Source organism: Rugamonas violacea (genome assembly GCF_016461825.1).
Taxonomy (GTDB): domain Bacteria; phylum Pseudomonadota; class Gammaproteobacteria; order Burkholderiales; family Burkholderiaceae_D; genus Rugamonas.
This window is the reverse complement of the sequence record NZ_JAEMNU010000140.1, coordinates 8,846-33,529: the sequence shown is the minus strand read 5'-3', so window position 1 is coordinate 33,529 and position 24,684 is coordinate 8,846. Positions and strand designations below refer to the sequence as shown.

Annotated in this window: 24 protein-coding genes and 1 tRNA gene; 9 read left to right on the top strand and 16 right to left on the bottom strand. The window is 65.3% G+C overall.

Translation table 11 applies throughout. The features are described 5' to 3' along the window. The 13 genes from H7U20_RS26730 to H7U20_RS26670 form a co-directional block, all read right to left on the bottom strand. On the bottom strand, positions 1-505 hold a 505-nt coding region (locus tag H7U20_RS26730; protein ID WP_458351876.1), incomplete at its 3' end, for an IS4/Tn5 family transposase DNA-binding protein. 54 nt (positions 506-559) lie between these two features. Then, complete coding sequence (locus H7U20_RS26725) at positions 560-2,389, bottom strand: hypothetical protein (RefSeq protein WP_199762181.1); 1,830 nt, start codon at positions 2,387-2,389, stop codon at positions 560-562. Continuing rightward, the gene (locus tag H7U20_RS26720; RefSeq protein WP_199762180.1) at positions 2,389-3,378 is read right to left on the bottom strand and encodes a hypothetical protein; all 990 of its coding nucleotides are present in this window, start codon (positions 3,376-3,378) and stop codon (positions 2,389-2,391) included. The genes H7U20_RS26725 and H7U20_RS26720 overlap by 1 nt, the downstream gene beginning before the upstream one ends. 324 nt (positions 3,379-3,702) lie before the next feature. Then, a complete protein-coding gene (locus H7U20_RS26715; protein ID WP_199762179.1) occupies positions 3,703-4,332 on the bottom strand; it encodes a helix-turn-helix transcriptional regulator in 630 nt (209 codons plus the stop codon). Then, positions 4,329-5,549, bottom strand: coding sequence for an MFS transporter (locus H7U20_RS26710; RefSeq protein WP_199762178.1), 1,221 nt, complete (start codon positions 5,547-5,549; stop codon positions 4,329-4,331). Before H7U20_RS26710 ends, H7U20_RS26715 begins: the two co-directional genes overlap by 4 nt. A 102-nt stretch (positions 5,550-5,651) precedes the next feature. Further along, positions 5,652-6,503 (bottom strand): sterol desaturase family protein, encoded by an 852-nt coding sequence (locus tag H7U20_RS26705; protein WP_199762177.1) that lies wholly within the window; start codon positions 6,501-6,503, stop codon positions 5,652-5,654. A gap of 79 nt (positions 6,504-6,582) precedes the next feature. Continuing rightward, positions 6,583-7,311 carry a PEPxxWA-CTERM sorting domain-containing protein gene (locus H7U20_RS26700; protein WP_199762176.1) on the bottom strand — a complete coding sequence of 243 codons (729 nt, stop codon included), beginning with the start codon at positions 7,309-7,311 and terminating at the stop codon, positions 6,583-6,585. Positions 7,312-7,560: 249 nt separating this feature from the next. Further along, the gene (locus H7U20_RS30570) at positions 7,561-7,740 is read right to left on the bottom strand and encodes a CatA-like O-acetyltransferase (RefSeq protein ID WP_233411124.1); all 180 of its coding nucleotides are present in this window, start codon (positions 7,738-7,740) and stop codon (positions 7,561-7,563) included. 189 nt (positions 7,741-7,929) lie between these two features. Further along, positions 7,930-8,658 carry a hypothetical protein gene (locus H7U20_RS26690; RefSeq protein ID WP_199762175.1) on the bottom strand — a complete coding sequence of 243 codons (729 nt, stop codon included), beginning with the start codon at positions 8,656-8,658 and terminating at the stop codon, positions 7,930-7,932. Positions 8,659-8,735: 77 nt separating this feature from the next. Beyond that, entirely contained in the window at positions 8,736-9,098 is a 363-nt protein-coding gene (locus H7U20_RS26685; protein WP_199762187.1) for a translation initiation factor Sui1, read from the bottom strand. Positions 9,099-9,132: 34 nt separating this feature from the next. Further along, entirely contained in the window at positions 9,133-10,152 is a 1,020-nt protein-coding gene (locus H7U20_RS26680) for a transporter (RefSeq protein WP_199762174.1), read from the bottom strand. 1 nt (position 10,153) lies between these two features. Further along, the gene (locus H7U20_RS26675) at positions 10,154-10,993 is read right to left on the bottom strand and encodes an HDOD domain-containing protein (protein ID WP_199762173.1); all 840 of its coding nucleotides are present in this window, start codon (positions 10,991-10,993) and stop codon (positions 10,154-10,156) included. A 276-nt stretch (positions 10,994-11,269) separates the two neighbouring features. Further along, a complete protein-coding gene (locus H7U20_RS26670) occupies positions 11,270-12,559 on the bottom strand; it encodes a D-amino acid dehydrogenase (protein ID WP_199762172.1) in 1,290 nt (429 codons plus the stop codon). 104 nt (positions 12,560-12,663) lie between these two features. On the opposite strand from H7U20_RS26670, the gene H7U20_RS26665 reads away from it, so the two are divergent. The 5 genes from H7U20_RS26665 (at position 12,664) to H7U20_RS26645 (ending at position 17,764) form a co-directional block, all read left to right on the top strand. After that, positions 12,664-13,158, top strand: coding sequence for an Lrp/AsnC ligand binding domain-containing protein (locus H7U20_RS26665; protein WP_199762171.1), 495 nt, complete (start codon positions 12,664-12,666; stop codon positions 13,156-13,158). Positions 13,159-13,316: 158 nt separating this feature from the next. After that, positions 13,317-14,885 (top strand): hypothetical protein, encoded by a 1,569-nt coding sequence (locus H7U20_RS26660; protein WP_370593263.1) that lies wholly within the window; start codon positions 13,317-13,319, stop codon positions 14,883-14,885. A 137-nt stretch (positions 14,886-15,022) separates the two neighbouring features. Then, entirely contained in the window at positions 15,023-15,790 is a 768-nt protein-coding gene (locus tag H7U20_RS26655; RefSeq protein WP_199762170.1) for a transporter family protein, read from the top strand. Between the two features lie 119 nt (positions 15,791-15,909). Further along, a complete protein-coding gene (locus H7U20_RS26650) occupies positions 15,910-16,392 on the top strand; it encodes a hypothetical protein (RefSeq protein ID WP_233411122.1) in 483 nt (160 codons plus the stop codon). Positions 16,393-16,456: 64 nt separating this feature from the next. Continuing rightward, positions 16,457-17,764, top strand: a complete 1,308-nt coding sequence (locus H7U20_RS26645) for an NAD(P)/FAD-dependent oxidoreductase (RefSeq protein ID WP_199762169.1) — start codon at positions 16,457-16,459, stop codon at positions 17,762-17,764. A gap of 34 nt (positions 17,765-17,798) precedes the next feature. Here the strand turns inward: H7U20_RS26645 and H7U20_RS26640 are convergent, their stop codons facing one another. Then, complete coding sequence (locus H7U20_RS26640) at positions 17,799-18,527, bottom strand: sensor histidine kinase (RefSeq protein WP_199762168.1); 729 nt, start codon at positions 18,525-18,527, stop codon at positions 17,799-17,801. Between the two features lie 191 nt (positions 18,528-18,718). Here H7U20_RS26640 and H7U20_RS26635 point away from each other — a divergent pair, with 191 nt between their 5' ends. After that, positions 18,719-19,144: a hypothetical protein gene (locus H7U20_RS26635; RefSeq protein WP_199762167.1), complete on the top strand. Its 426-nt coding sequence runs from the start codon at positions 18,719-18,721 to the stop codon at positions 19,142-19,144. A gap of 77 nt (positions 19,145-19,221) precedes the next feature. Here the strand turns inward: H7U20_RS26635 and H7U20_RS26630 are convergent, their stop codons facing one another. Together H7U20_RS26630 and H7U20_RS26625 are read right to left on the bottom strand one after the other, a co-directional pair. Further along, a complete protein-coding gene (locus H7U20_RS26630) occupies positions 19,222-20,205 on the bottom strand; it encodes a diguanylate cyclase domain-containing protein (RefSeq protein ID WP_199762166.1) in 984 nt (327 codons plus the stop codon). Between the two features lie 321 nt (positions 20,206-20,526). Further along, positions 20,527-23,484: a PAS domain S-box protein gene (locus tag H7U20_RS26625; protein WP_233411121.1), complete on the bottom strand. Its 2,958-nt coding sequence runs from the start codon at positions 23,482-23,484 to the stop codon at positions 20,527-20,529. Positions 23,485-23,756: 272 nt separating this feature from the next. On the opposite strand from H7U20_RS26625, the gene H7U20_RS26620 reads away from it, so the two are divergent. The 3 genes from H7U20_RS26620 to H7U20_RS26610 all read left to right on the top strand — a co-directional run bounded on the left by H7U20_RS26620 (position 23,757) and on the right by H7U20_RS26610 (position 24,655). Further along, positions 23,757-23,957, top strand: a complete 201-nt coding sequence (locus H7U20_RS26620; RefSeq protein ID WP_199762165.1) for a hypothetical protein — start codon at positions 23,757-23,759, stop codon at positions 23,955-23,957. A 126-nt stretch (positions 23,958-24,083) separates the two neighbouring features. Beyond that, on the top strand, positions 24,084-24,314 hold the full coding sequence (locus H7U20_RS26615) for a hypothetical protein (RefSeq protein WP_199762164.1): 231 nt from the start codon (positions 24,084-24,086) through the stop codon (positions 24,312-24,314). A 264-nt stretch (positions 24,315-24,578) separates the two neighbouring features. Beyond that, positions 24,579-24,655, top strand: a tRNA-Arg gene (locus tag H7U20_RS26610). Positions 24,656-24,684: the final 29 nt, after the last annotated feature.

Genomic DNA, 24,684 nt, shown 5'->3' with positions numbered 1-24,684 from the left:
GCTCGTAGCCCTCGATCCAGCGCAGGCTTTCCTTCGGGCCGCCGCGCTGACCCGCCTCATCTTTCAAGGTGCGTGCCCACATCCACGCGTTCAATACGCCCAGCGGCGCGCGCTCGGGCGTCACGGCGTAGGTTGGATGCACGTACATGCCCCGTTGGGCCTCGTAGCTCAGTGGCCCCAGTCCCTTGGTCTCCTGGCCGTTGAAGTCCAGTTCTGTCGTGTCTTCCAGGCACAGGATCACGGGGTGAGCCGCCATGCGCTGCTGCGTCTGTTGCCAGTGCGGCTCCATCAGCGTGCGCCAGTCGACGCTGTCGTTGTCGAAGAAGCGATACGCCGCCACCGTCTCGCTCCAGCCCAGACTGGCCTTCGGGATGCTCGCCATCGGATCGGCCGCAAATCGTTCCATCAGTATTCTCGCTCGCTTGTTCAGGCGCGCATCACCCAAGTCCAGCTGTTCAAACTCCGTTGCTGCCCAGTGCGTCGATGCGGTCGCCAATTGGTTCATCCAAAAGACGAGAGTAAACGCGAAAACGGCCAAGTTTACAAGGGCTGCCGCAACTCATTGAATGTAAACGGCTTTTTCGGCCAAGCGCGCGACGGTCCGGACTTGTGTATAACGGCGTGCGTTAACGTCGCCGATAAGGCTATGGTCATATCCCATGGAAGCTACCGCGAAGAGAAATCCATGGGAATCTGGACCACTCACCGCATGCATTAGATCCAATATTTGTTGCGTGAAAGCACTGTTGGCTTTCATGTTCTTGCCGAGTTCGTTAATAAATTGAATAGCATTCTTTTCATCGTTGGAAAATTTTTGCTGCAGATAGTCGACCAAAACAGAAACGTTCAGTTGAACTGCAGCCGTCTGCGAATTCCACTCATAATAGACTTTTTCGTATGCTTCTTTATACTGCGTCTGAGCAGCGAATGATCCAAAAAGACTGTCAAAAATTGCTGCGTAAGCTTGATGAAGAATAGGGATGGCACGACCTAAAGGTGCAGCACTGCCGCTAATGTCGTAATAGTTTTCCCCAGTGATTTGCTCGATAACATACAATTTTCGGGCATCTATTCCCCCAATTGTCGTCCCTGCGGGAATATCGTCGGCACCTGTCCAACGTAGAAGGATCTCTGCAAACCGTTCCTTTGCAGTCGCGATATTAGGACTCGAGACGTATTGCTCAACGAGTAATCGTAAAACGCCCGAGGAATCCAAGGTGATCGCTTCGAGCAAACCTACAAGATTACCAGCGCCCGGTAAATCTGGTAACGACACGATCGCAGGATCTATATTAATGTATGGGCGGGTGCGACTCAAAAACGTGTCTGATTGAAACCATACATCAATGATTGTGGAGATGCCGCCATCGGCTTGTGCGAAAGATCCAATTTGCCGATGTTCGTTGTTATTTACATCGACAGTAGTTGACTGAGTATAATGTAAATTGATGGAATTAATTCCAAGAGCATCAAGTCTAAATAGTTCATTGGATGTCGATTTGCCATCGGAGTTCAGATCGCGCCAGACCCGTAGTTGGTTGAATTGACTGTCGTTCTGATCAATCTGATAGTCATGCGAGGTATCAAGTGTGAGCAGTGCCAAAAATCCATTTTGTGCTATAACGTCTTTTGATTCTTGTGTATGGTTACCGAATAGCTCTCGGCCGTTGTCTATTATGCCATTTCCATCACGATCTAATACTAATAAACCATCATCTGGTGCCACCCATCCGGTTGACTCCGCAAATCCATTTGCATTGACATCAAAGTGGATGCCTGCATTTATGCCAAGCGTTTCAACTCCATCGTTATCTAGATCAAGAATTAATGGCGACCCTCCGGCGGATGCCTCTGCTAATTTAAGTTGTTCTAACGCCTTTTGCAAAGAGTCGCGTATACTTGGAAGATCTTTATAATCTCTCGGCCCAACCGTGGGGCCAGTGAGTCCATTATCGTACAGGAATTTATCAATGGCACGTTGCTCTTCCGCAGTTGGAGGCGCCTTCACTCGTCCGGGCTCGTCAACGAATTTTTTCTTTAACAGGAATGTATCTAATATGGTACCAGTTCTTGAAAGGTGTTTCATTGACTGGTCAAACTCTGAAGATCCCCAGGGTGAAGAGAGCATTTTGTTGCGGAGTTCGTTTGCTAACTGGGTTGCTCCATGGATAAGTGCTTGATCGGATTCATTGATGAACCTCCAATATTCGCCGTCTTGCCCAGCAATTCTCGCTTGGTCCGCTTTGCCATATTCAATGTCATGGGTGCGGCAAAGTGCATCCAACGCATCTGTAGGCGTTACCGAGTAATCTCCCTGTTCACCTGGTGCAACATATTTTCCACCGGTCCAGCCGGGGCCACAGTAATTTCCCGAATATGAAAATTGCACTATTTAAACTCCTGGTAATTGATGTTGATAATTTGGCAGTGATTTTTCGGATATAGAATAAATAGGTGGGTCGTGTTTTCCATATCCGCTAAGAAGGCCGCTATTTGGCCATTTCTTGCAAGCGCAGCGCCACGAAAATTTCGCCATTTCTGTCGTAGTTTACAATTATGGGAAGCTGAATGATATTCAATTTCTGAGTTGCTATATGAAAGTTCAATATTTTCGTTTACCAATAGGCATGCTAGGTCAGGACTTTTTGTGCAATGAATGCCGCCGGTATTGTCTTTTATAATGGATGCAACCGATTCTGGAGGGCTTCTGAGAATGGAAATTAAATGTGCTCGTTTTCCCGGCTCAAGCAGAAAATAGTTCCCATCTATAATGTTTATGTTAGTAGCCAGCCGGAAAAATTGTTCGTTCAATTGCGTGAGGCGATGTTTCTCGAGTTGCACCCATGTTCCGCCTCCACTAATTTCCTTTCCTGCCAAGAACACAAATTTATCTTTCTCGGTCTCCAAAACGAATCTGATTGGAAAGGGATGTTCGAAGAGCGTCTCTATCTCGCCAGTTGGTTTGCGCCGGAGCAGTTTCCCGGTTCGCTCACTTGAAAGCGTGGCGATAAGCACGTCCTTCGAGTTGTACGCATAGGCCGTGCTTAAGATGGAGTTCGGGAGAGTAATGGTGCGGATCTCGGGAGGATTTTCTTTTGAAATTTTAATCTCGCGAGCCGCAGTTCTATTTATGTCGCTGGACCAAGCGACTAAAATACTAGAGCCATCATCATTGATGGCAAGCGTCGGGGTTGATCGATGGTCCACTTTGACGGAGCATGAGCCGAGAAAAAGCAGCATTGCCATAAGAAGCCATCGCTGATAGCCAGTCAAAGACATTTCAAAATTGAAGGATTGAATTTTCATCGCCAGAAGAATAGGTTTATAGTTTCCAGTATACAACATTGTAAATTGGATGATTCTCTCCAATTCCCACATGTGAGTAGCAATTCCATTGCCAGATGCGCAAGAAAAATACAGTTATTAGATGTTGTTTTGATAAAAAATTCGGTGTTAGCAGTACTGCGCTAATTGTTTGATATTGTGCTGTGATAAAGGCGGTAAGACTGTTCTGTATTTTTGGAATATGCGTGATTGCACGGTAGCGTAGACGCATCTCGTTATAAACGTAGATAGCTGTGATGACGTACATTGAAAAAGAAGGATTTGAACTTTCCGCTAAAGTTTGGACCGCACCTTTTTTTGGCAGTTTACGTGCCGGCATTTTTGCGTCTGCCCCGGTGCACGGGGCGCCGCGCCGCCTCAGCCGCGCACCGGCGTGATGCGGTAGACGCAGCGGCGCGCGCCGGCCAGCAAATGCTCGGCGCGCTCCACCGCGCAGGCCTCGCCCAGCACGCGGCGGAAGATGTCCAGTTCGGAGCGGCAGAAGCTCTGGCAACTGGTGGCGGCGGCGCAGATCGGGCAGTGGTTCTCGATCAGCAGCAGGCTGCCGTCGTCCTGCGCCGTCAGCTCTGCCATGTAGCCCTCGGCGCTGCGCAGTTCGGCCAGCGCCGCCGCGCGCGTCGGCCAGTCGCTCGTGTCCGGGCCGAGCCGTTCACGGTACTGGCGCTCGCTGTCGACTTCGCGCGCGGCGATCAACTGCTCCAGGCCGGCGGCGCCGAACAGGCCGCGCACCTGCTCGATCAGTTGCAAGGTCAGGTCGGCGTGGCGGTCGGGGAAGCGGGCGTGGCCGGCCGTGGTCAGGCGCCAGTGGCGCGCCGGGCGGCCCACCTTGTCGGCGGTCTCCTCGAACTCGACCAGGCCCTTGTCCTGCCAGGCTTCGAGCTGGCGGCGCGCGCCCATCGAGGTCAGTTCGAGCAGGCCGGCCAACTGCTGCGCGGTCTGCGCGCCGCGCGTCTTGAGCAGGTACAGCACCTGTTCGGCGGTGCTCACGATTGCACCGCGTGCGGGCTGGCGCTGGCTTCCATCTCGCTGCGCCAGGTGTGGATGCGCCAGGCCGACCAGGCCGTCAGCGCGGCGCCGAGCAGCAGGATCAGGCGGGTGTCGATCAAGGTCAGCACGGCGCCGGCCAGCGCCATCAGGATGTTGGCCAGGCAGAAGGTGGTGGAGATCAGGCCCATCACCGCGCCTTGGCCGTGGCTGCCGAAGCGCTCGGCGCACCAGTTCGGCACGATGGCCATGTAGAAGGCCTGCGGGATGCCGAACAGGACGATGGCGGCCATGCCGACCCAGGCGTTGCCCATCGCCAGCACGGCGACGGCCGCCGCCGTGCCGGCGGCGTACAGGCAGGCGCGGCGCAGCGGATCGCGCTGGCTGGGCCGGCCGGCGAACAGCGTGGTGGCGATCATCACGGCGCACATGGCGGCGGTGGTCCAGGCGATGCCGCCGGCGCCGTAGCCGGGCACCTCCACCAGCCACAGCGGATAGAACTCGTAGAAGGCGGTGACGCCGCAGGTGTAGGCCAGTTGCACGACGAAGAACTGGCGCAGCTCGGCGTGGCGCAGCAGGTTCAGCGCGTGGCCGTTGCGCGCCACCTGCCACCAGGAGCTGCTGGCGCCGTTGGGCGCCTCGCGCGGCAGGGCCACGGCGACCAGCGCCGCCGTCACCGTCAGCGCCACCGTGGCGACCCAGAACGGCGTCGTCACGCCCCAGGCCAGCGTGACGCCGGCCAGCAGCGGACCGGCCAGCCAGCCCATGTAGAACGCGCCGTTCAGCCAGGACAGGGCGCGCAGGCGCAGGTCGCCCTGCAGGCGGTCGGCCAGCAGCGCGCGCGCCACCGAGCCGTTGCCTTCCATGAGGCCGGTGGCGAAGCGGGCGAGGATGAACAGCGGATACGATTCGAGCACCAGCGCCCAAGCGGTCAGGGCGTGGCCCAGCGCGGCGCCGAGGGCGGTGACCAGCAGCACGGGGCGGCGGCCGTAGCGGTCCGACAGCGGGCCGAGCAGGGCCGAGCCGATCAGCAGGCCGAGCGGGTTGATGGTCAGCGCCAGGCCGAACAGCAGCTTGGGCGGCAGCCCGAGGAAATGGTTCAGCCCGTTGCTGACGCCGGCGGCGAACAGCGGCGGCAGGATGGGGTAGGGCAGCGCCGCGCCGATGGTCGACAGCAGCGCCAACAGGCAGGCGGCGGTGATGAGCAGGGATGATTTCATGGGGGCCATTCAAGTGTGCATGAATGGCAATATACCGAGCTCGGCAATATAAGTAAACGAAAATGTTTATTAATCTGAGGGGCGCGCCGCCGCAGCCGTGCGTTATGGCTCCTGCGCCGGCGTCGTCGGCGGTTTTGCCGACAAGCGCAATGGATCGATCAATTGCCGGGCGAAGCTGCTTGGCAAGGGCGTGTCGCTGCCGTAGGCGGCGGGCCAGGTGGCCGGCAAATGCAGGGTGCCGAACAGTTTGTCGCACAAGGGCAGCATGGACGCATAGTTGTGGTTGATGAACTCGTGGCGGCTGTGGTGCCAGTGGTGGAAGCCGGGCGAGGCGATCAACCATTCCAGCACGCCAAAGCGCAGGCGCAAATTGGCGTGGATGAAGAAACCCCAGAGCGTGCCCAGCACGATCAAGGCCGCCGGCGCGACGCTGCCGCCGGCACTCGGGCCGGCCAGGCCCAGCAGGTAAAGCGGCACCATGCCGAACAGGCGCGTGACCACCGAGTCCACCGGATGGGAGCGCGTGTTGACGAGAAAGTACATCTGCTCGGGGCTGTGGTGGATGGCATGGAAGCGCCACAACCAGGCAATTTCATGGCTCAGGCGATGGCCCCAGTAAAAACCGATTTCGCCGACCACGAAGGCCAGCGCCAGGCGGGCCGCCAGCGGCAGGGCGCCCAGAGTGGCCGGAACGGCGGCGGGGACCAGCTGCTGCGCCGCCAGCGCGAGCAGCGACAGCGGCACACTGAGCAACATGGCCGGCAGCAGGCTGCTGAGAAAGTAGTAGGCCAGGTCGCCGAGCAAGTCGGCGCGGGCGGGGCGGCCGGGCCGCACGGCCAGCCAGCGCTCCAGCGGCACGAAGATCACCGTCAACAGGATCAGCCACACGCTCAGGCGAAACACGCTGAGGGCGATGGCGGGCAAATGGGCGAAGAGGCTGTGGAGTGAGTTCATGTCGGGTGCATCCGTTTAAACGACAAAACCGGCTAGGGTTGCCCCTGTCCGGTTCGCGGTAAATCTTGCGCGAGCTTGATTAGGCCGCTTTGCCTTGGCGGCGGCGCGCCATCAGGCCAACCAGGCCCAGACCGGCGAACAGCATCGCCCACGAGCCGGGCTCCGGCACGGCCGAGGTCATCGAAACGCCGTCGAGCAGCGAGAACGGTGGTTTGCCTTCCGGCGTGCCGACGGCCAGGAAGGACAGCACCTGGCTGGCGCCCGCGGCGGTGAAGGTCATGCTTTCCTTCATCCAGCCGCTCGAACTGTGGCTTGGATTCTGGTAGACCGAGGTCGACTGTTGGGTGGCGGCGTTGTCGCCCAAGTTGACGATCCATTGTTCGGTGGTGGCGCCGTCAAAGCCGGACTGCTGCGCGGCCGCCCATTCAAAGTTGACGGTGTATTTTTGGCCGGCGACCAGGCCGTTGATGGTCTGCTTGATGGGCGACACCTCGAAGGCGCCGTCGGCGGCGATGAAATTGCCGCCGTTGTGGCTGGTGGCCAGCGGGTTGTTGCCGCCGTTGTTGGCGCCCCACAGAGTCAGCGCGCCGTAGGAACCGACGGAGCCGGTGGTGTCGGCCGAACCGGCGGCGAAGACGAAGTTGTAGCCATTCGAAGTCCAATCGCTGACGCTGACGTTGTTGTTGAACTGGCCGATGCCGCTGACCTGTTCGAAGCCGCCGTTTTTGACCAGTTCGGTCGCTTGCGCCGAGAAGGTGCTGAGTGCCGCGAAGCCGGCGATGGCCAATTTGATGGTGTTGATGCGCATGGATGCTCCAAATATTCTATGCCTCTATCCGCCGCATATGCGGCGGGCGGATCGGTTGATACGCCCTGCGTGCTTGCGGAGCAGGAGGCGGGTTTGAATCGAAGGCGCGAGAATAGCATTCGATTGCAAGGAAGGCAATCAAAATGTATTTATTTCAACATTCATCGACAGGCGGGCAAGCCGCCAGCGCGCCACCGCGCCACCGGGGTCAGTGCCGACAATCGGACACGGCCTCAGCCGTGCCGCAGCTCAGGCGATCAGTTCGGCGATGCGCGTGGCCGGTTTTTTCGTCAACTGGTGGACGTGGTAGCCGTCGAGGAAACCGTGGTGGGCCTGGATGGAAAATGGCAGCGTCAGCGTGGCGCCGGCCGGCGCGCTGAACTTGCCCCAGGCGATCAGCGGGATGTCGGCCTCGTGGTGGCGGTACAGCGGATGTTCGATGGCCGTCAGCTCCAGCCACGGCAGGCAGGTGTAACGGGCGGAAGTCGGGCAGCGTCAGCGCCAAGCTCAGGTTGATGCGCGGATTGTCGAAACCGGCGAACAGATCAAACCGGTCGCGCCGGTGTTCGAAATTTTTCATGCGGCGCGTTTAACCGATCGTGTTCCGCCCCGGGCGGCCTAGTTGCACTGGTAGATGGCGAGGCCGGCCTCGTCCTTGCCATAGTCCAGCCGGTGCCAGCCGGTCAGGCCGAACGGGGTCTTGACCAGCAGGGCCAGCTTGTCGCGCGCCTGCGCCGATGTGCCCGGCAGCAGGCCGATGACGTGCACCGTGCTGCCGGCCGCGACGGTGGCGACCACCACGCGGCTGCTCGGCGACTCGTACAGCGCGGTGGCCTTCTCGACGGCGGAGTCGACGCCGATGTAGTTCAAAGGCTGCACCGTCTCGGCCAGCGCCTTGCCCTTCTGCGCGATCTTGCGGGTGTAGCGCTGGCCGCACAGCGAGAGATGGGTCTGGTTCAAATACGCCGCGCCGTTGCCGGCGAAGTACCATTCGGCGTCGTCCAGGTCGAACACGTCGTAGCTGCCCAGCAGGGCGCCGGAGGCGGCGTCGACCAGTTGGTAGGTGGAGGGGAAATGCACCGTGTTGCGGATGGCGTCGACATGCACTTTCAGGTTCGGGCCGAAGCTCACCGTGCCGAGCCGGGTCTTTTCAAACACCTGGCCGGGCTCGTCGTTCAGCTTGAGCGGCTTGCCGGCCCACTTGACGAACTGGGCGGGGCTGTCGACACGCAGATGCGCGGCGGCCAGCGGCTTGTCGGCGAACGGCGGCGCGGCGGCGGCGGTCTGCGCCCGCCCCGGCGAGTGGGCGAGCGCCAGCGCGAGGAGCAGGGCGGGAAGACGGCGCATTGATTGTGGTCCGGCTATCGGGCGCGTCCGGCGGCAAGGAGGGGCGGGCTTGGGCGAGGGCTTCATGCTTGCCCGTACTAGGCGCCCACCCGCTTCGGGCCGTGGCCGAGTTTGACGAGCGCGGCCATCAGCGTGTCGCAATGGTCGCCCTGCACCTCGATGACGCCGTCCTTGACCGTGCCGCCGCTGCCGCAGGCGGCGCGCAGCTGCTTGCCCAGCGCGGCCAGCGCCGCCGCGTCGAGCGCCAAGCCCTTGACCAGGGTGACGCACTTGCCGCCGCGCCCCTTGGTCTCGCGCGAGACGCGCACCTTGCCGTCGCCCGGCGGCGCGGCCTTGGCCTGGCCCTTGCAGGCGCAGGCGGCCAGCGCCTGGCGGCAATCGGGACAGGTGCGGCCCACTTCGTTGGAGTACACCAGGCCGCTATTCGAACTACTTTTCATCATGGTCATGCTTGCAAGGAAAAAGGGAAGGGAATCAGATCAGGTCGCGCTGGCGGCGGAAGGCCAGCCAGCCGGCCGCCAGCGTGAAGCTGGCGACGATGGCGACGATGATCCAGAAGCCGTCGCCGTCCTGCGCCAGCGGGATGCCGCCGACGTTCATGCCGAGCAGGCCGGCGATGATGTTGATCGGCAGGGCCAGCACGGTGACGATGGTCAGCACGAACAGGCTGCGGTTGTTGCCCTCGTTGACCAGGGCGGCGATCTCTTCCTGGATCAGCTTGATGCGCTCCTGCAGCGAGGCCATGTCGGCCAGCACCATCGAGAACTCCTCGGTGGATTCGCGCAGCTCCTGCGCGTCGAGCTCGGCGACCCAGGCGGGCGGCCGCTGCAGCAGGCGGAACAGCGCCGCCGGCTCGGGCGCCAGCAGGCGCTGCAGGCGCACCAGCACGCGGCGCAGCTCGCCCAGCGAGGCGCGCTTGGTGTTGAGTTTGCCGGCCAGCAGATGGTCTTCGATGTCGTCGACGCGGGCGATGGCGGCGCGGACGATCTTCAGCAGGCCGTCGGCCTGGTCGCGCAGCAGGTGGATCAGCAGCTCGACCGAGGAGCGCAGGTTCTCGCCGTTGCGCACCGCCTTGCGCAGGCCGTCGATGGCCCTGAGCGGCTTGCGCCGCGCGCTGATGACCACTTGCCGGTCGACGCTGAGCCACAGCGTGGAGATGTCCGACGGCTCGAAGGAGAAGTCGTGCAGCACGTCGTTGACGACGGCGATCAGGGTGTTGTCGGCCTGCTCGATGCGGGTCGAGCGCGGCCCCTCGTGCAGGCTGTCGTGGAACTCCTCGGGCAGGCGGGTGTGCTCGTGCAACCACTTCTCGCTGGCGGTGTTGGCCAGGTTGAAGTGCAGCCAGATGAACTCGCCGGGATGGTCGTCGCGCCCGGCCAGCCAGGCGCGCGCCTCGTCGGCCTCGATGGCCAGGCCCTGGCCGCCACGGCCGAACAGATAGCCGCAGACCAGGCCGGATTGGTCGGAACCGTAGGACAGCGGGGCCGCCTGCATGCTAGACCAGCAGCGCCGCGCTCATCGCGGCGGCGTCGATCTCCGATTCGGCCAGCATGGCCGTCAGCGTTTCCTGGTCGATGAACAAGTCGATCACCGAGTCGGAGTGGGGCGGCACTTCGCGCGGCGCCGCCACCAGCGGCGAGACGATCGGCGCCAGGTGGTTGGCCAGCAGCAGGGTGTCGAGCAGGTTGTCGGGCGGGATCGACAGGAAGCTGTCGCGCAGGCCCTCGATGGCCTGGGCCACCTCGTCCGGAATGCACAGCTTGGCCATCACCTCGCGCAGGATGATCTCCTCGCTGGCCGGCTGCCAGTTCTCCGGGTCCTCTTCCAGCAGGCCGGGGAACTCGTCGGCGCGCGACAGCAGGTAGAAGCCGCCGACCTCGTGGACGATGGCGGCGAACAGCGCCGTGTCCGGATTGATGTTGGTGACCTGGCGGGCGATGATGCGGGCCAGCGCGGCGACGTGGATGGTGTGGTCCCACAGCTGCTCGGCCTTGGCGCGCACGCCGGGGTCGACGATCTTGCTGCCGAACTGGCGCACCACCATGGCGGCGGCCAGCGCGAACAGGTTCTGGTAGCCGATGCGCATGATGGCGCCGCGCACGTTGGTGATGGCCGGCGCGCCGGCGCGGTTGAACATCGCCGAGTTGGCGATGGCGACGGTGCGCGCCGCCAGCAGCGGCTCGGCCAGCACCAGGCCGATCGCCTTGTCGATCGGGCAGTCGGGGTCGTCCAGCGCCAATTGCACGCGCAGCGCGGCGTTGACGCTGGTGGGGAAGACCAGTTCGCCACGGATGGCGAGGGCCGCTATATGGCCGAATGCTTCGAGTTTATTCATGTATAAAATTATACGTCAGGCGCCGGCCGAATCTCAAACCAATGATGCGGAATGCTGCGCTTTGTGGCCGGAATAGAGCGGCCCCGACGGCGCGCGCCCCCGACGCGCGTCCGCGGGCCGGGGGAGGGATGTCGTTCGGTTCGGGAAAACCCAAGGGCGCGGGGCCGGGGGGGGGGGNNNGGGCGGGGGTCGGACCCGCGGGGTCCGACCCCGGCTCTTTGCCTGTGGGTGGTGTCTATGGCCGCCGGCGCCTTGACTGGACGGTGCGGCCGCCGCTCAGGCGTTGGCCAGCTCGGGCCGGCGCTGCGCGCCGTCGCTGCTGTAGCGGGCCACCGACAGGTCGGCCGACAAAATCGCCGGGCGGCGCGCCGAGATGATGTCCGACAGCAGCTGGGCCGAGCCGCAGGACATGGTCCAGCCCAGCGTGCCGTGGCCGGTGTTGACGAACAGGTTGCGCAGGCCGGTGCGGCCGACCACCGGCGTGCCGTCCGGCGTCATCGGCCGCAGGCCGGTCCAGAAGGTGGCCGAGGCGGTGTCGCCGGCGCCGGGGAACAGGTCGTTGACCACCATCTCCAGGGTTTCGCGGCGGCGCGGGTTGAGGCGGGTGTCGAAGCCGGCGATCTCGGCCATGCCGCCGACGCGGATGCGGTCGTCGAAGCGGGTCACGGCGATCTTGTAGCTCTCGTCGAGGATGGTCGAGGTGGGCGCGGCGCCGGCGTCGACGATGGGCACGGTGATCGAGTAGCCCTTCAGCGGGTAGACCGGGATGTCGACCAGCTTCTTCAGCAACTGGGTCGAGTAGGCGCCCAGCGCGACGACGTAGGAGTCGGCCCGCACCAGCTCGGCGCCGCACTGCACGCCGTCGATCTCGCCGCCGGCCACGGCCAGGCCTTGGACGTCGACGTTGTAGCGGAACTTGACGCCGAGCGCGACGGCCATGGCGCTCAGGCGGGTGGTGAACAATTGGCAGTCGCCGGTTTCGTCGTTGGGCAGGCGCAGGCCGCCGACCAGGCGGTCCTTCGACTTGGCCAGGCCGGGCTCGGCGCCGACCAACTGCTCGCGGTTGAGCAGCTCGAAGGGCACGCCGGTGTCCTGCAGCACCTGGATGTCCTTGGCGGCGTCGTCGAGCTGCTTCTGGCTGCGGAACAACTGGGTGGTGCCTTGCTGGCGGCCTTCGTACTCGATGCCGGTGGCGGCGCGCAGGGTCTTGAAGCAGTCGCGGCTGTATTCGGCCAGGCGCACCATGCGTTCCTTGTTGACGGCGTAGCGCTCGGGCGTGCAGTTGCGCAGCATCTGCCACATCCATTGCAACTGGAACAGGGTGCCGTCCGGGCTGATCGACAGCGGCGCGTGGCGCTGCATCATCCATTTGACGGCCTTCAGCGGGATGCCGGGGGCGGCCCAGGGCGAGGCGTAGCCGGGCGAGATCTGGCCGGCGTTGGCGAAGCTGGTTTCCAGCGCGGGGCCGGGCTGGCGGTCGAGCACGGTCACGTCGTGGCCGGCCAGGGCCAGATAGTAGGCGCTGGTGACGCCGATGACACCGCTACCGAGAATGACTACGCGCATTTCCTGCCCCTTGATTATTTAGACTTGTACCAGATAAAGCACTATGATATGTTCATTCAGCCAGTGTTTGTTACCGTATAAGCAGCAATATTTAGTGGAAATTCATGCGAATTCAAAAGGAATCCGTCCGCAGCCTGGACAAGCTCGACCGCAAGATCCTGCGCATCCTGCAGGCCGACGGCCGCATTTCGATGAAGGACCTGAGCGAGCAGGTCGGCCTGTCGATCACGCCGGCCATCGAGCGCGTCAAGCGCATGGAGCGCGACGGCGTCATCACCGGCTACCACGCCCGCGTCGACCCGCCGGCGCTGGGCGCCAAGTTGCTGGTGTTCGTCGAGATCACGCTGCAGCAAAAGTCGGCCTCGGTGTTCGAGCAGTTCCGCCGCGAGGTGCTGCGCATTCCGGAGGTGCAGGAATGCCACCTGGTGTCGGGCGATTTCGATTACCTGATCAAGGCGCGCATCCACGAAATGGCCGAGTACCGCAAGCTGCTCGGCGACATGCTGCTGCAACTGCCCGGCGCGGCGCAGTCGAAGAGTTATGTGGTGATGGAGGAGATCAAGGAGACCTTGATCCTGTCGACCGAGGCGGCGCAGTGAGCCGCGCCGCGCCGTAGTTGTTGTAAAGCAACAACGACGCATGGTTTCAGCGATGGTTTCTTGCAAGTCGATAGTGTTTTTCGTACAAGCAGTACGGCAGGTCTTGCCTTGCTTCAGTTAGAATGCGCCTAGGGCAATCGTTAAGAACTGGAGCAGTTGTGAACAGCAATAACGGCAATCCCCCGGTCCCGCAGCACGAGCACAATGTGCATGTGCGCTCGCTGGACGAGCATCTGTCGTCCGACCAGAGTTTCAGCTCGGCGTACGCGCGCGCGGTCGGCGCCATCGCCGCCTCGGACGGCGCACTCACCCTGGCGCAATTCGCCGCCGTCACCGAGATCGCCGGCGAGGGCAAGGCTTCCGCCGTGTTCACCGCGCTGGTGCTCAACACGATCGAATCGGGTGTCGGCGTCGACTGGGCGCTCAATGCGCTCAGCCGCAGCTGCGCCGGGGTCGAGCAGGCGGCGCGCGATTCCGCCTTCAATATGACACTGCCGCTGCTGGCGCTGCACGGCGCCGCCGCGCGCGCCCTGGCGCAACGGCTGGCCAAGGCGCTGGGCGTCAGGCCGCCCGACGGCCTGGGCGCGCTGCCGGCCGCCGACGAGCGCGGCCTGCTGGCCAATCTGGGCGAGCAGGCGCGCAAGCTGGTCAAGGGCCGCACGCTGGCCGACGTGGTGGCCGACTTCGGCCGCAGCACCGGCCAGCCGGCCCTGATGGAACAGGCGCGCCAGTTCCAGTCCGGCCAGATCGACCAGTTGCAGCTGCGCGAGCAGGTGCACGGCGCGATCCAGACCATCGCCGGCGCCATCGGCGCCTACCAGGAGCAGGCGCAGATGCTGCAGGTGGGCGAGGCCAGCGCCGCCAGCGTGATCAGCGCGGCGCAGGAGCTCAAGCAGCAGGTGCAGCAGCGCCTGACCCTGATCGACGCGCGCATCGCCTACGAGCGCAGCATGCTGGTGCAGGAGATCGACGACGCCGTGCACGACGCCGGCAACGCCATCGAGCTGGCCATCACCGACCGGCTCAACACCGACAAGTGGCAGGACGAGGAGGTGTGGAGCAGCATCGGCCGCAACCAGTTCGGCCAGGAGATGGAGCGCCGGCTCGACCGCGTGGTGCGCCGCAAGGAGGAGGCGCTGCATCTGCTGGAGCAGGACCTGCACCTGTTCCAGCAGGCCATGCGGCTGAGCCAGTCCTCGGTGTTCCAGCGGCAGCACCACACGGCGCTGGCCCGGCTGATGCCGCGCCTGCGCATCGGCACGCGGCTGGCCAACAGCGCCGACACGGCGGCCAACGTCACCTTGATGGGCGGCGCAGTGGCGGCGGCCGGCACCGGCACCGCCGCCTATCTGTTCGGCGCGGCGGTGATCCTGCCGGTGGTGGCGCCGGTGGCGCCCTTCGTCGGCGGCGCGGTGCTGCTGGCCGGCGTGTTCAAGTGGTTCGCCGACGGCGGCAAGCGCAAACGCTCGGAGATCCGCGACAAGCGCGCGGCCTTCGAGCAGGAGCTGCGGCTGCAATTCCACCAGGCGGAGATCGCCTTCCACGCCCAGCTCGACCTGGTGGCCGACGGCTTCCACGGCTCGGCGCTGCATCTGCTGACGCCGATCATGCTGGAGGCCGAGGCGGCCGGGCGCGTGCAGGGCATGCGCCAGCGCGTGGCCGACCGCGTCATCGCCCAGGCGCAGGCCGCCATCAAGCAGCTCGACGCGGAGCTGGGCAAAAGCTAGACTCCAGCCACACCCAACGGCACAAGCCGGGGTCGGACCCCGCCGGGTCCGACCCCGGTCCCTGTACCTGGGGTTGCCAGCACCCCGAGCGGCACCCGGCGTATGATAAATCGACAGCGACCGTCGAAAGGACATCCATGCACAGCACCACCTCCGCGCTCATCCTGGGCGCCACCCTGTTGTCCCAGTCCGTCCACGCCGAGGACGCGCCGCCGGTGACGCCCTATCGTCCCTCCGTCTCCAGTCCGGCGCAACTGCCGGCGCCGGGCCAGTTGGAGCTGGAGCTCGGCGGGCTGAGCAGCAAGAGCGACGGCCAGCGCCGCAACAGCCTGCCGTTCGCCTTCAAGCTCGGTTTCAGCGAGGAGTGGGGCGTGGTGTTGGGCGGCGAGGCCTGGGTCCGCGCCCGCGACGACGACGGCGCCCGCGTCCAGGGCGTCGGCGACACCGCTTTCGTGCTCAAGCGCGCCTTCCTGGTCGACAGCGCCACCGCCTTCGGCCTGGAGCTGGGCGCCAAGGCGCCGACGGCGCGCGACAGCATCGGTAGCGGCCGCGCCGACTACAGTGTCAACGGCATCTTCAGCCGCGACCTGGGCAAGGTGCACATGGACGCCAACTTCAACCTGCTCCGGCTCGGCGCCGTCGAGGAGGGCAGCGGGCGCACGCAGAGCGGGCTGTCGGCCGCGTTCTCGCTGCCCTTGAGCGAGCGCTGGGGCGCCGCCGCCGAATGGTCGGGCACGCGCCGCGGCGGCGCCGCCAGCACCGCCCAGTTGCTGCTGGCGGCCAGCTACAGTCCGAGCAAGCGGCTGACCTTCGACTTCGGCCTGGCGCGCGGCCTGAACCGGGCCTCGCCGGATCTGTCGCTGTTCACCGGCGTGGTGTTGCCGCTGGCGCGCTTGTGGCAGTAATGTTCGCTGGCGCACGGAGGAAATTTCTATTGTGGAATAGAATGATTTGAAGCCGTGGTCAGCAGTGTTGTTCGCTCTGGCGCCGGGCTTGCCGGAACAAACACAAAAGAAAGCACATCATGAAGAGCATCAAATCAATCGTCCTCGCCGCCGCCTTGCTGGCCAGCGGCACGGCCGCCCACGCGCAGGATGTCGGCGTGTCGATCAGCGTTGGCCAGCCGGGCTTCTACGGCCGCATCGACATCGGCGACTATCCGCGCCCGCAGGTGCTGTACGCCCAACCGGTGATCGTCCAGCGGCCGGTGCGCTATGTGGAAAGCGCGCCGATCTACCTGCGCGTGCCGCCCGGCCACGCCAAGCATTGGTCGAAGCACTGCCGCGCCTATAACGCCTGCGGCCAGCAGGTCTACTTCGTGCAGGACCGCTGGTACACCAACGACTACGCGCCGCGCTACCGCGCCCAGCATGGCCACGACGACCGTGGCCACGGTCGTGACGAGCGCCGCGAGGAACGTCGCGAGGAGCACGGCAACCAGGGTCATGGTCATGGCGACGGCGACGAGCATGGCAAGGGCCACGGCAAGGGGCACAACAAGGACTAAGTCCGGCCACCGGCCGCCGCCCGGCGGTTCGGTGTAAGCCTGAACGGCGCGAAGAGGAGCTTGTTTGCACAGCGAAATCGTGATTGTCGGCGGCGGTGCGGGCGGCCTGGAACTGGCCTGCAAATTGGGGCGCAAGCTCGGTCCGCAGCGCGTGCTGCTGGTCGACTCGCGCCTTTATCACATCTGGAAGCCTTCGCTGCACGAGGTGGCGGCCGGCACCCTGGACGTCCATCAGGAGGGCCTGTCCTACCAGATGCTGGCGCATGACAACGGCTTCACCTATGTCTACGGGCCGATGACGGCGCTCGACGCCGGCGCCTGCCAGCTGAGCGTCGGCGCCATCCGCGACGGCGTCGGCGACGACGCTGAAGTGCTGCTGCCGGAGCGGCGCATCGGCTTCGAACGGCTGGTGCTGGCCGTCGGCAGCGTGTCCAATTACTTCGGCGTGCCCGGCGCCGCCGAGCACACCATCTCGCTCAACGCCACCGAGGACGCCGAGCGCTTCCGCCTGACGCTGCTCAAGCTGCTGGCCCGGGCCGAGCTAAGCAAGGACAGCCGGCCCGACGCCGGCATCGGCATCGTCATCATCGGCGGCGGCGCCACCGGGGTCGAACTGGCCGCCGAGCTGCGCGAGGCCAGCGGCGTGTACGCCACCTACGGCTTCCGCCGCCTGCAAGCGCTGCGCGACGTGCGCATCACCCTGCTGGAGGGCGCGCCGCGCATTCTCGCGCCGTTGCCGGAGAAGGTGGCGGCGGCCGCGCTGGCGCTGCTGCACGAACGCGCCATCATGGTGGCCGCCGACACCCGCGTCGCCGCCATCGACGCGGCCGGCGTCACGGTGGCCGACGGCGGCGTCTACCCGGCCGACATCGTCGTCTGGGCGGCCGGCATCAAGGCGCCGGACTGGCTGGCCACACTGGGTCTGCCGACCGCGCGCGGCGGCCAGATCGAGGTCGAGGCGACGCTGGCGGTGCGCGGTTTTCCGCATATCTTCGCGTTGGGCGACTGCGCCGCCTGTCTCGGCGTCGACGGCAAGCCGGTGCCGCCGCGCGCCCAGGCCGCCCACCAGCAGGCCGACTATCTGCTGCGCGCCCTGCTGCAGCTGGGCCGGGGCAAGGCGGCGCCGGACCAGCCATACCGCTATCGCGACTACGGCTCGCTGGTGTCGTTCGGCCAGGGCAGTTCGGTGGGGAGTTTGATGGGATCGTTGAAGGGGCTGAGCTGGTTCGTCGACGGCCTGGCGGCGCGGCTGATGTATGTCAGCCTGCATCTGCTGCACCACCGCGCCGTGCTGGGCGGGCGCCGCACGGTGCTGCTGGCGCTGGCGCGCTTTCTCATCAAGCGCAGCACGCCGCTGGTCAAGCTGCATTGAACGGCGCCAGGCCGCCGCGCCGGCCCGGGCGGGCCTAGGCGGCGCCGGCGGCCGGCGTCTTGGGCAGGATCACGGTGAGCACGGCGCCGCGCTGCGGCGCCGCGCCCAAGGTCAGGCTGCCGCCCAGATACAGCGCGCGTTCGCGCACCAGACGCAGGCCGAACTTGCCGTTGGTGGGATCGGCCGCGTCGGACAGGCCGACGCCGTTGTCGCGCACCGTCAGCATGACGGCGTCCTCGTTGTCGTCGACCACCACCTCCACCTCGCTGGCCTGGGCATGCGCGATGATGTTGTTGAGCGCCTCCTCCAGCGCGCGCAGCAGCACCACGCCGTGGTGCCGGGTGCAGTCGAACTCCTCCTCCGGCAGGCTGCAGCGGGCGGCGACCTGCTGCTGCTGGCCGAACTGCGCCACCAGCTCGGCCAGCGCGACGCGCACGCCGAGAAATTCCAGCTTGTCGTTCCACAGGCGCAGCTGCATTTGCCGGTTGGTGTCGATAATGTTGAGCAGCAGCTGCTTCATGTGCGCCGCGCGTTCGAGCAGCGCCGGCTCGGCCGGCATCTTCTGCGTCAGCAGGCCCAGATGCATGGTCAGCGCGGTCAGCGAGGAGCCCAGGCTGTCGTGCAATTGGCGGGACAGCGAGCGGCGCTCGTCGTCCCAGCTGTTGTGGACATGGCCGAGCAATTCGCTCAGATCGGCCGCGCGCTGGGCCGCCGTTGGCGGCGGCGCCGCTGCGGGTTGGGTGGGGTGTGCCGGAACGGACATGGTGGTCTCTTGCTGCTCTCTGTGTGGGTGAATCGGCCGCTTGCGATGGCCGATCATACCTGAGGTTTGCGACTTGTGGCGCACCGCCGGGCACGGTGCGGGCCGGCATGGCGGCCCAGTGTTCGTTCGCGCACAGTCGGACGGCGGCGGCGCTGCGATAGTGATCGCTTCAACCATCGAAAGGAACTGCCATGAATCTCGACACCGTTGTGGACCAAGCTTATCTCGGCAAGAACTTCCGCGAGCTGGCCGCCGCGCCGGTCAGCGCGCTGCGCGGCGTCAGCGCCGCCGACGCCAAGGCCTTGGCCAAGGCCTTCAACGTCACCACCGTGCGCGAGCTGGCCGAGCTGGATTACGTCAAATGGGCGCGCGCCATCACCACCTTGGCCGAGTGCGAGCGGCCCGGCAGCGGCGAGTTGGCCAGGGAGACTTTGCTCGACGAGGCGGTCGAGATGACCTTCCCGGCCAGCGACCCCTTGTCGGTGGACGCCGGCATCACCCGCATCGAGGTGGCGCCGGACATGGTCGACGCGCAGGGCGACCACCAGAACGCCGGCAAGGTCGAGCAGTGCACGGCGGCCGGCGTGAAGGATGCGGCGGGGCGCGACGGCCGCTGAGCCGGCGCGTGTGCCGGGATAAGTGGATGGGGGAGGCGGGGGCGCGAGGCCGCCGCCGATGGCCGGGGCGGCAGGCCTCAGGCCGGCGTCGGGGCCATGCCGAGGGTGCTCGCGGTGGCGTTCTGCGGCGCGGCGACGGGCGCCACGCAGCAGCGGTTCTTGCCGCTGCGCTTGGCGCAGTACAGCGCGCTGTCGGCCACCGCGATCAGCGCGTCGACGCTGTCGGCGTCGTCGGGGAAGATGCCGATGCCGATGCTGGTGGATAAATTCAACAGCAGGCCGTTGACCAGATAGGGCTCGGACACCACGTCGATCAGCTTGGCGGCCGGCTCCTGGGCGTCGCCCAGGCAGGCCAGGTCGCCCATGACGATGATGAATTCGTCGCCGCCGACGCGGGCCACGGTGTCTTCCTTGCGCGAGGAGTTGGCCAGGCGTTGCGCCACCTGCTTGAGGATCTCGTCGCCGTAGGCGTGGCCGTGGGTGTCGTTGATGGTCTTGAAACCGTCCAGGTCCAGATACATGACGGCGGCCTTGTTCTGCTTGCGCCGGGCGTGCTGCAGCGTGTTGGCGATGCGGTCTTCGAGCAGGCGGCGGTTGGGCAGGCCGGTCAGCGGATCGTGCAGCGCCAACTCCTGCTGCTGCTTGCTGTACTGCGCCAGCTCCTTGTACAACAGGCGCACCTCAAGCATGTTGTGGATGCGCTTGTGCACTTCGAGCAGGTCGAAGGGCTTGCTGATGAAGTCGCGCGCGCCGGCTTCGAGGGCGGCGATCTTGAAGCTCGGTTGGGCGGTCAGCGCCAGCACCGGCAGGTAGCCGCCCTGTTCGATTTCCTTCAAGCCCTTCATCACCTGGAAACCGTTCAGCTCGGGCATTTGCAGGTCGAGCAGGATCAGGTCGTAGCAATGCTGGCGGTGCAGCGGGCAGACCTGGTCGGGCCGCATGGTCGAGGTGACGTCGGTGTAGCCGGCGTCGCGCAGTATTTCCAGCATCAGGTCGACATTGTCGGCGCAATCATCGACCACCAGGATCTTAGCGTGAAGGATGTCGTCTCGGCTGGGCATAATGTTCTCGGTCGGTGCTCTGTAGATGATCCCCGGCCGTGGCCGGAGTGTACTTAAATAATAATGCGCAAGCTTTGAGGGCGGCGCACGTATGGCCCACCGGAATTAATTATTTCCATGTGGAAATTAATTGTACCCGGTTTTTGCCTTTGGAGTGTAGCAAAAATGAATTACGTTGCTTGTAGGACAGCGCCGCGCGTGCCGGTAGGACTTTATATTTCCTCTGTGGCAATTTCGTCCCCGTCCCCCGCGGTGTCGATGGTACTAACAGGAACTTTCCTCCCGACATTGATTATAGGCTAGTAAACTTTTTCCCGGTTTTCAAGCGGGACGCACCCCCGCCACCGCCGCGATCAATGCGGCCGGCTCGACCGGCTTGGTCAGGTGGGCGCGGAAGCCGCTCTGCAGCGCCTTGATGCGGTCCTCCGAGCGGGCGAAGGCGCTCAGCGCGATGGCCGGCAGGGTGGCGCCGGCCGGGCCGAGCGCGCGCACCTGCTCGAGCAGGGCGTGGCCGTCGACGTCGGGCATGCCGATGTCGCTGACCAGCAGGTCGCAGGGCGCGCTGCGCAGCAGGGCCAGCGCTTCGGCGGCGCTGGCGGCGGTGCGCACGCGGGCGTTGCAGTCGCTCAGGATGCGCTGGATCAGCAGGCGGGCGTCGGCCTCGTCGTCGACCACCAACACGCGCAGGCCGGCCAGGTCGGCCAGCGCGGTGGCGGCCGGATCGGGCGCCGCCGTCGGTGGCGGGCGCGGCGCGCGGGCCGCGCCGGCGTGCCGCGCCGCCAGCGGCAGGCGCAGCGTGAAGCTGGCGCCACGGCCGGCGCCGGCGCTGGCGGCGGCCACCGTGCCGCCGTGCTGCTCGGCCAGGTGCTTGACGATCGACAGGCCCAGGCCCAGGCCGCCGTGCTGGCGCGTGGTCGACGAGTCGGCCTGGCGGAAGCGCTCGAAGACGTGCGGCAGGAAGGCGGCGGCGATGCCGATGCCGCTGTCGGCCACGGTGATCTCGACCTGGCCGTCGGCCTCGCCCATGGCGATGTGGACGGCGCCGTCGCGCGGCGTGAACTTGAGCGCGTTCGACAGCAGGTTCCAGAGGATCTGCTGCAGCCGGTTGGGGTCGGCCATCACCAGCCCGACCCGCGGCGCGAAGCGCTGGCCGATGCTGATGCCCTTGGCGTCGGCGGTCGGCCGCACCGTCTCGATGGCCGCCTCCAGCACGCCCAGCGGCGACAGCGGCCGCATGTCGAGCAGCACCTTGCCGGAGGTGATGCGGCTCATGTCGAGCAAATCCTCGATCAACTGGGCCTGGGCGCGGGCGTTGCGCTCGATGGTTTGCAGGCCGCGGTGCAGGTCGGCCTGGTCGCGGCTGCCCCGGCGCAGCACCTGGGCCCAGCCGAGGATCGCCGTCAGCGGCGTGCGCAGCTCGTGCGACAGGGTGGCCAGGAACTCGTCCTTCAACTGGCTGGTGCGCTCGACCTCGGCGCGCGCGCCGCGTTCGCTGTCGAGCAGCTCGCGGCGTTCCTCGGCGGCCTGCTGGGCCGCCTCGTACAGGCGGGCGTTGTCGATCGCCACGCCGGCCTGGGCGGCGATGCCGCCCAAAATGCGCTCGCTGCGCTCGCCGAACATGCCCGGTTCGGGGTGGCCGAAGACCATGCTGCCGACCACGCCGCCGGCGCGCGACAGCACCGGCACCGCCAGATAGCTGCGCGTGGCCGTCTCGCCCGGGCCGGCCAGCGCGGCGGCGCAGCGCTCGTAGCGGGCGTCGCGCAGCAGGTCGTCGCTGCGCACCGTGCCTTCGCCGCGCAGGCCGGGGCCGAACAGGGCGCTGTCGCGCTCCTGGCAGGCCGCCGCGAAGCCGGCCGGCGGCCGCCCCGACAGGGTGTGCAACTGGCGCGCCGCGCCGCCGCTGTCGGCGCCGTGGTAGAAGAAGGCGCCGAAGCGCGCCCCGCTGATGCGCGTCGCCGCGTCGGTGACCTCCTGCAGCAGCGGGCGCAGGTCGCGCGTCGAGGCCAGCGCGTTGCCGGTGCTGTTGAGCAGTTCGAGCACGTTGCTCTCGTCGCGCAGCGCCTCCTGCACGCGCTTGACCTGGTCGACGTCGGTGCTGGTGCCGAACCAGCGCAGCAGCTGGCCGGTGCTGTCGCGCACCGGGTTGGCGCGGGTCAGGAACCAGCGGTAGTGGCCGTCGGCGCCACGGATCGGCACCTCCATCTCGAACGGCGCGCCGCTGCGCAGCGACTGCTGCCAGCGCTGGCGCATCGGCGCCAGGCAGGACGGCTCGTAGACGTCCTGCCAGCCGTCGCCCAGCACCTGCTCGGGCGTGGTGCCGGTGTAGGCGTACCAGCGCTCGTTGTACCAGGCCACGGTGCCGTCGAAGCGGGCGATCCAGGCCAGTTGCGGGATCGAGTTGGCCAGCGCGCGCAGCTCCTCCTCGCGCTGGCGCAGGCTGTCGTCGGCGGCCTTGCGCGCGCTGATGTCCTGCACCATGCCGGTCATGCCGAGCAGGATGCCGTCGTCGCCGAAGTTGGCGTGGCCGATCACCGAGAGCCAGCGCCGCTGGCCGTCGCCGCGTTCGATGCGGCATTCGATGTCGCAGTCGCTGCGGCTGGCGAAGGCGTCGAAGAAGGCGCGCCGGGACGGCTCGCGGTCGGCCTCGAGCAGGCGCGCGCGCAACTGCGGCCAGGCCAGCGGCTGGTCGGCCGGCAGATCGAAGATGTCGGCGGCGCGCTGCCCCAGCGTGACCAGGTCGCTGGCGGCCTCCCACAGCCAGTCGCCCAGCTTGCCGGCGGCCAGCGCCACCTGCAGCCGTTCGGCGCTGTCGCGCAGGGCGCGCTCGTCGAGCTTGCGCTGGGTGATGTCCTGCAGGGTGGCGGTCAGGCCCTCGGCCGACGGATAGGCGCGCACTTCCAGCCAGCGCTTGCGCGGCGCGTAGTACAGCTCGAAGGCGGCGCGGTGGCGCCGCTCCAGCGCCTGGCGGAACTGCGCCTCCAGCACCGTGCCGCACAGCGCCGGGAAGGCCTGCCACAGGGTCTGGCCGGACAGTTCCAGCGGCGCCGCGCCGGGCGGGCGCAAAATTTCCTCGGCCTGGGCGTTGAGGTAACCGAGGCGCCAGTCGCGCTCGATGACGGCGAAGCCGTCGGTGATGCTTTCGAGCATGTTGCGCATCCGTTCCTCGGACAGGCGCAGCGCCTCGCGCGCCGCGCGGGCATCCTGTTCGGCCCGTTGCAAGGGCGTGCCGGCGGCCTCGCCGGGCACCAGCAAGGTGGTGTGGCGGTCGCGGCTGCTCATCCGCGCGCTCCCGCCCGGCGCGCGGCCGGGCAATGCCGGGCGGCGCAGGGAACGGCGGGGCGGAACTGGAGAAGGTACGTCATCTGCTTGTAATCTGCTTGTAAACACCGTGGTCGAGCTTGCGGGCGGGCCGGCAATGGGAAAGTGGCTGGCTGTTGGCCGGCATTGTAGCGCTTTGTTGCAATTTTACACTGCACCGCAGACCGCTCCGCGCGTTGGATCAGTCCGTCCGTCCGGCAGGGCGTGGCGCGGAGAAACATGGAGCTCGACCCATGCTACACCAACTGCCCGGCCGCAAGCCGGCAGCGGAAGGGGGCGTTTCCTGTTGGAATTTGCTGCGGCGCCGCGCGGCGGCGCGCGCGGGCAAAAAAAACCCGCTACGGGAGCGGGTTAAATCTATTTCCTTGGAGGAGATAGAGGAGACAGATGAATTATGCTGCGCTGCGAAAAATATTCCCAATTTCCATTCGTGATGAGAGAAATCACTAGCATGAATGCAGTCACATCCGCACAACAATCCCTGCGGCGGACGGAGGGAAAGGTGTAAGCTTGCCAATCTTGCGGCGCCGGCCGCGCAGCGTATTTGGAGAGCGAGAAAGATGGTCACCGTAGTCAAGCACCGCAAAGTCAACATCGTCATGCTGGACGCCGGCGAGGAGTTGGCCGCCCATTGCCATCCGGGCGACATTGCCATCGTCGCCGACCGGCAGGGCTGGTGGACCCACTTCGTCGGCGCCGATGGCCAGGTCGACAGCTATGACGTGCCCTACGCCTCGCGCAACGAGGCGCTGTGGGCGGCCAAGGCGGCGGCCGAGTTCGGCCTGGACTGAGGCGGCGCCGGCGATTGTTGCGCCGGCCGGCTCCCGGGCCGTCCATCCTTGCCAAAATTAGCGTGAAATTGCGCTGGACAGGGGCGGCGATCCTCCCTATAATCCTGCTTCTTTCGGAAGGCAAGCCTGCCGGGAGATGCAAATAAACGTGGTTCATGGCGTTTTGCGAGATGGTTGGTTTGGTCGATTCGTCGATTTTCCAGCGAAACGATTGAAAAAATCGAATTTTGCAAAATTAAATAAATGCGTTATAATGTTGCTTAAGCGGCTGTAGCTCAGCTGGATAGAGTACTTGGCTACGAACCAAGGGGTCGTGGGTTCAATTCCTGCCAGCCGCACCAGAATAGTGGGACCAGATCGAAAGATCTGG

What these genes read in the sequence shown, in the direction of transcription:
- H7U20_RS26720 (WP_199762180.1), bottom strand. Translation starts at nt 3,378, where the DNA reads ATGTGGGAATTGGAGAGAATCATCCAATTTACAATGTTGTATACTGGA.
- H7U20_RS26710 (WP_199762178.1), bottom strand. Translation starts at nt 5,549, where the DNA reads ATGAAATCATCCCTGCTCATCACCGCCGCCTGCCTGTTGGCGCTGCTG.
- H7U20_RS26705 (WP_199762177.1), bottom strand. Translation starts at nt 6,503, where the DNA reads ATGAACTCACTCCACAGCCTCTTCGCCCATTTGCCCGCCATCGCCCTC.
- H7U20_RS26700 (WP_199762176.1), bottom strand. Translation starts at nt 7,311, where the DNA reads ATGCGCATCAACACCATCAAATTGGCCATCGCCGGCTTCGCGGCACTC.
- H7U20_RS26690 (WP_199762175.1), bottom strand. Translation starts at nt 8,658, where the DNA reads ATGCGCCGTCTTCCCGCCCTGCTCCTCGCGCTGGCGCTCGCCCACTCG.
- H7U20_RS26685 (WP_199762187.1), bottom strand. Translation starts at nt 9,098, where the DNA reads ATGAAAAGTAGTTCGAATAGCGGCCTGGTGTACTCCAACGAAGTGGGC.
- H7U20_RS26680 (WP_199762174.1), bottom strand. Translation starts at nt 10,152, where the DNA reads ATGCAGGCGGCCCCGCTGTCCTACGGTTCCGACCAATCCGGCCTGGTC.
- H7U20_RS26675 (WP_199762173.1), bottom strand. Translation starts at nt 10,993, where the DNA reads ATGAATAAACTCGAAGCATTCGGCCATATAGCGGCCCTCGCCATCCGT.
- H7U20_RS26670 (WP_199762172.1), bottom strand. Translation starts at nt 12,559, where the DNA reads ATGCGCGTAGTCATTCTCGGTAGCGGTGTCATCGGCGTCACCAGCGCC.
- H7U20_RS26665 (WP_199762171.1), top strand. Translation starts at nt 12,664, where the DNA reads ATGCGAATTCAAAAGGAATCCGTCCGCAGCCTGGACAAGCTCGACCGC.
- H7U20_RS26655 (WP_199762170.1), top strand. Translation starts at nt 15,023, where the DNA reads ATGCACAGCACCACCTCCGCGCTCATCCTGGGCGCCACCCTGTTGTCC.
- H7U20_RS26650 (WP_233411122.1), top strand. Translation starts at nt 15,910, where the DNA reads ATGAAGAGCATCAAATCAATCGTCCTCGCCGCCGCCTTGCTGGCCAGC.
- H7U20_RS26640 (WP_199762168.1), bottom strand. Translation starts at nt 18,527, where the DNA reads ATGTCCGTTCCGGCACACCCCACCCAACCCGCAGCGGCGCCGCCGCCA.
- H7U20_RS26635 (WP_199762167.1), top strand. Translation starts at nt 18,719, where the DNA reads ATGAATCTCGACACCGTTGTGGACCAAGCTTATCTCGGCAAGAACTTC.
- H7U20_RS26630 (WP_199762166.1), bottom strand. Translation starts at nt 20,205, where the DNA reads ATGCCCAGCCGAGACGACATCCTTCACGCTAAGATCCTGGTGGTCGAT.
- H7U20_RS26625 (WP_233411121.1), bottom strand. Translation starts at nt 23,484, where the DNA reads ATGAGCAGCCGCGACCGCCACACCACCTTGCTGGTGCCCGGCGAGGCC.
- H7U20_RS26620 (WP_199762165.1), top strand. Translation starts at nt 23,757, where the DNA reads ATGCTACACCAACTGCCCGGCCGCAAGCCGGCAGCGGAAGGGGGCGTT.
- H7U20_RS26615 (WP_199762164.1), top strand. Translation starts at nt 24,084, where the DNA reads ATGGTCACCGTAGTCAAGCACCGCAAAGTCAACATCGTCATGCTGGAC.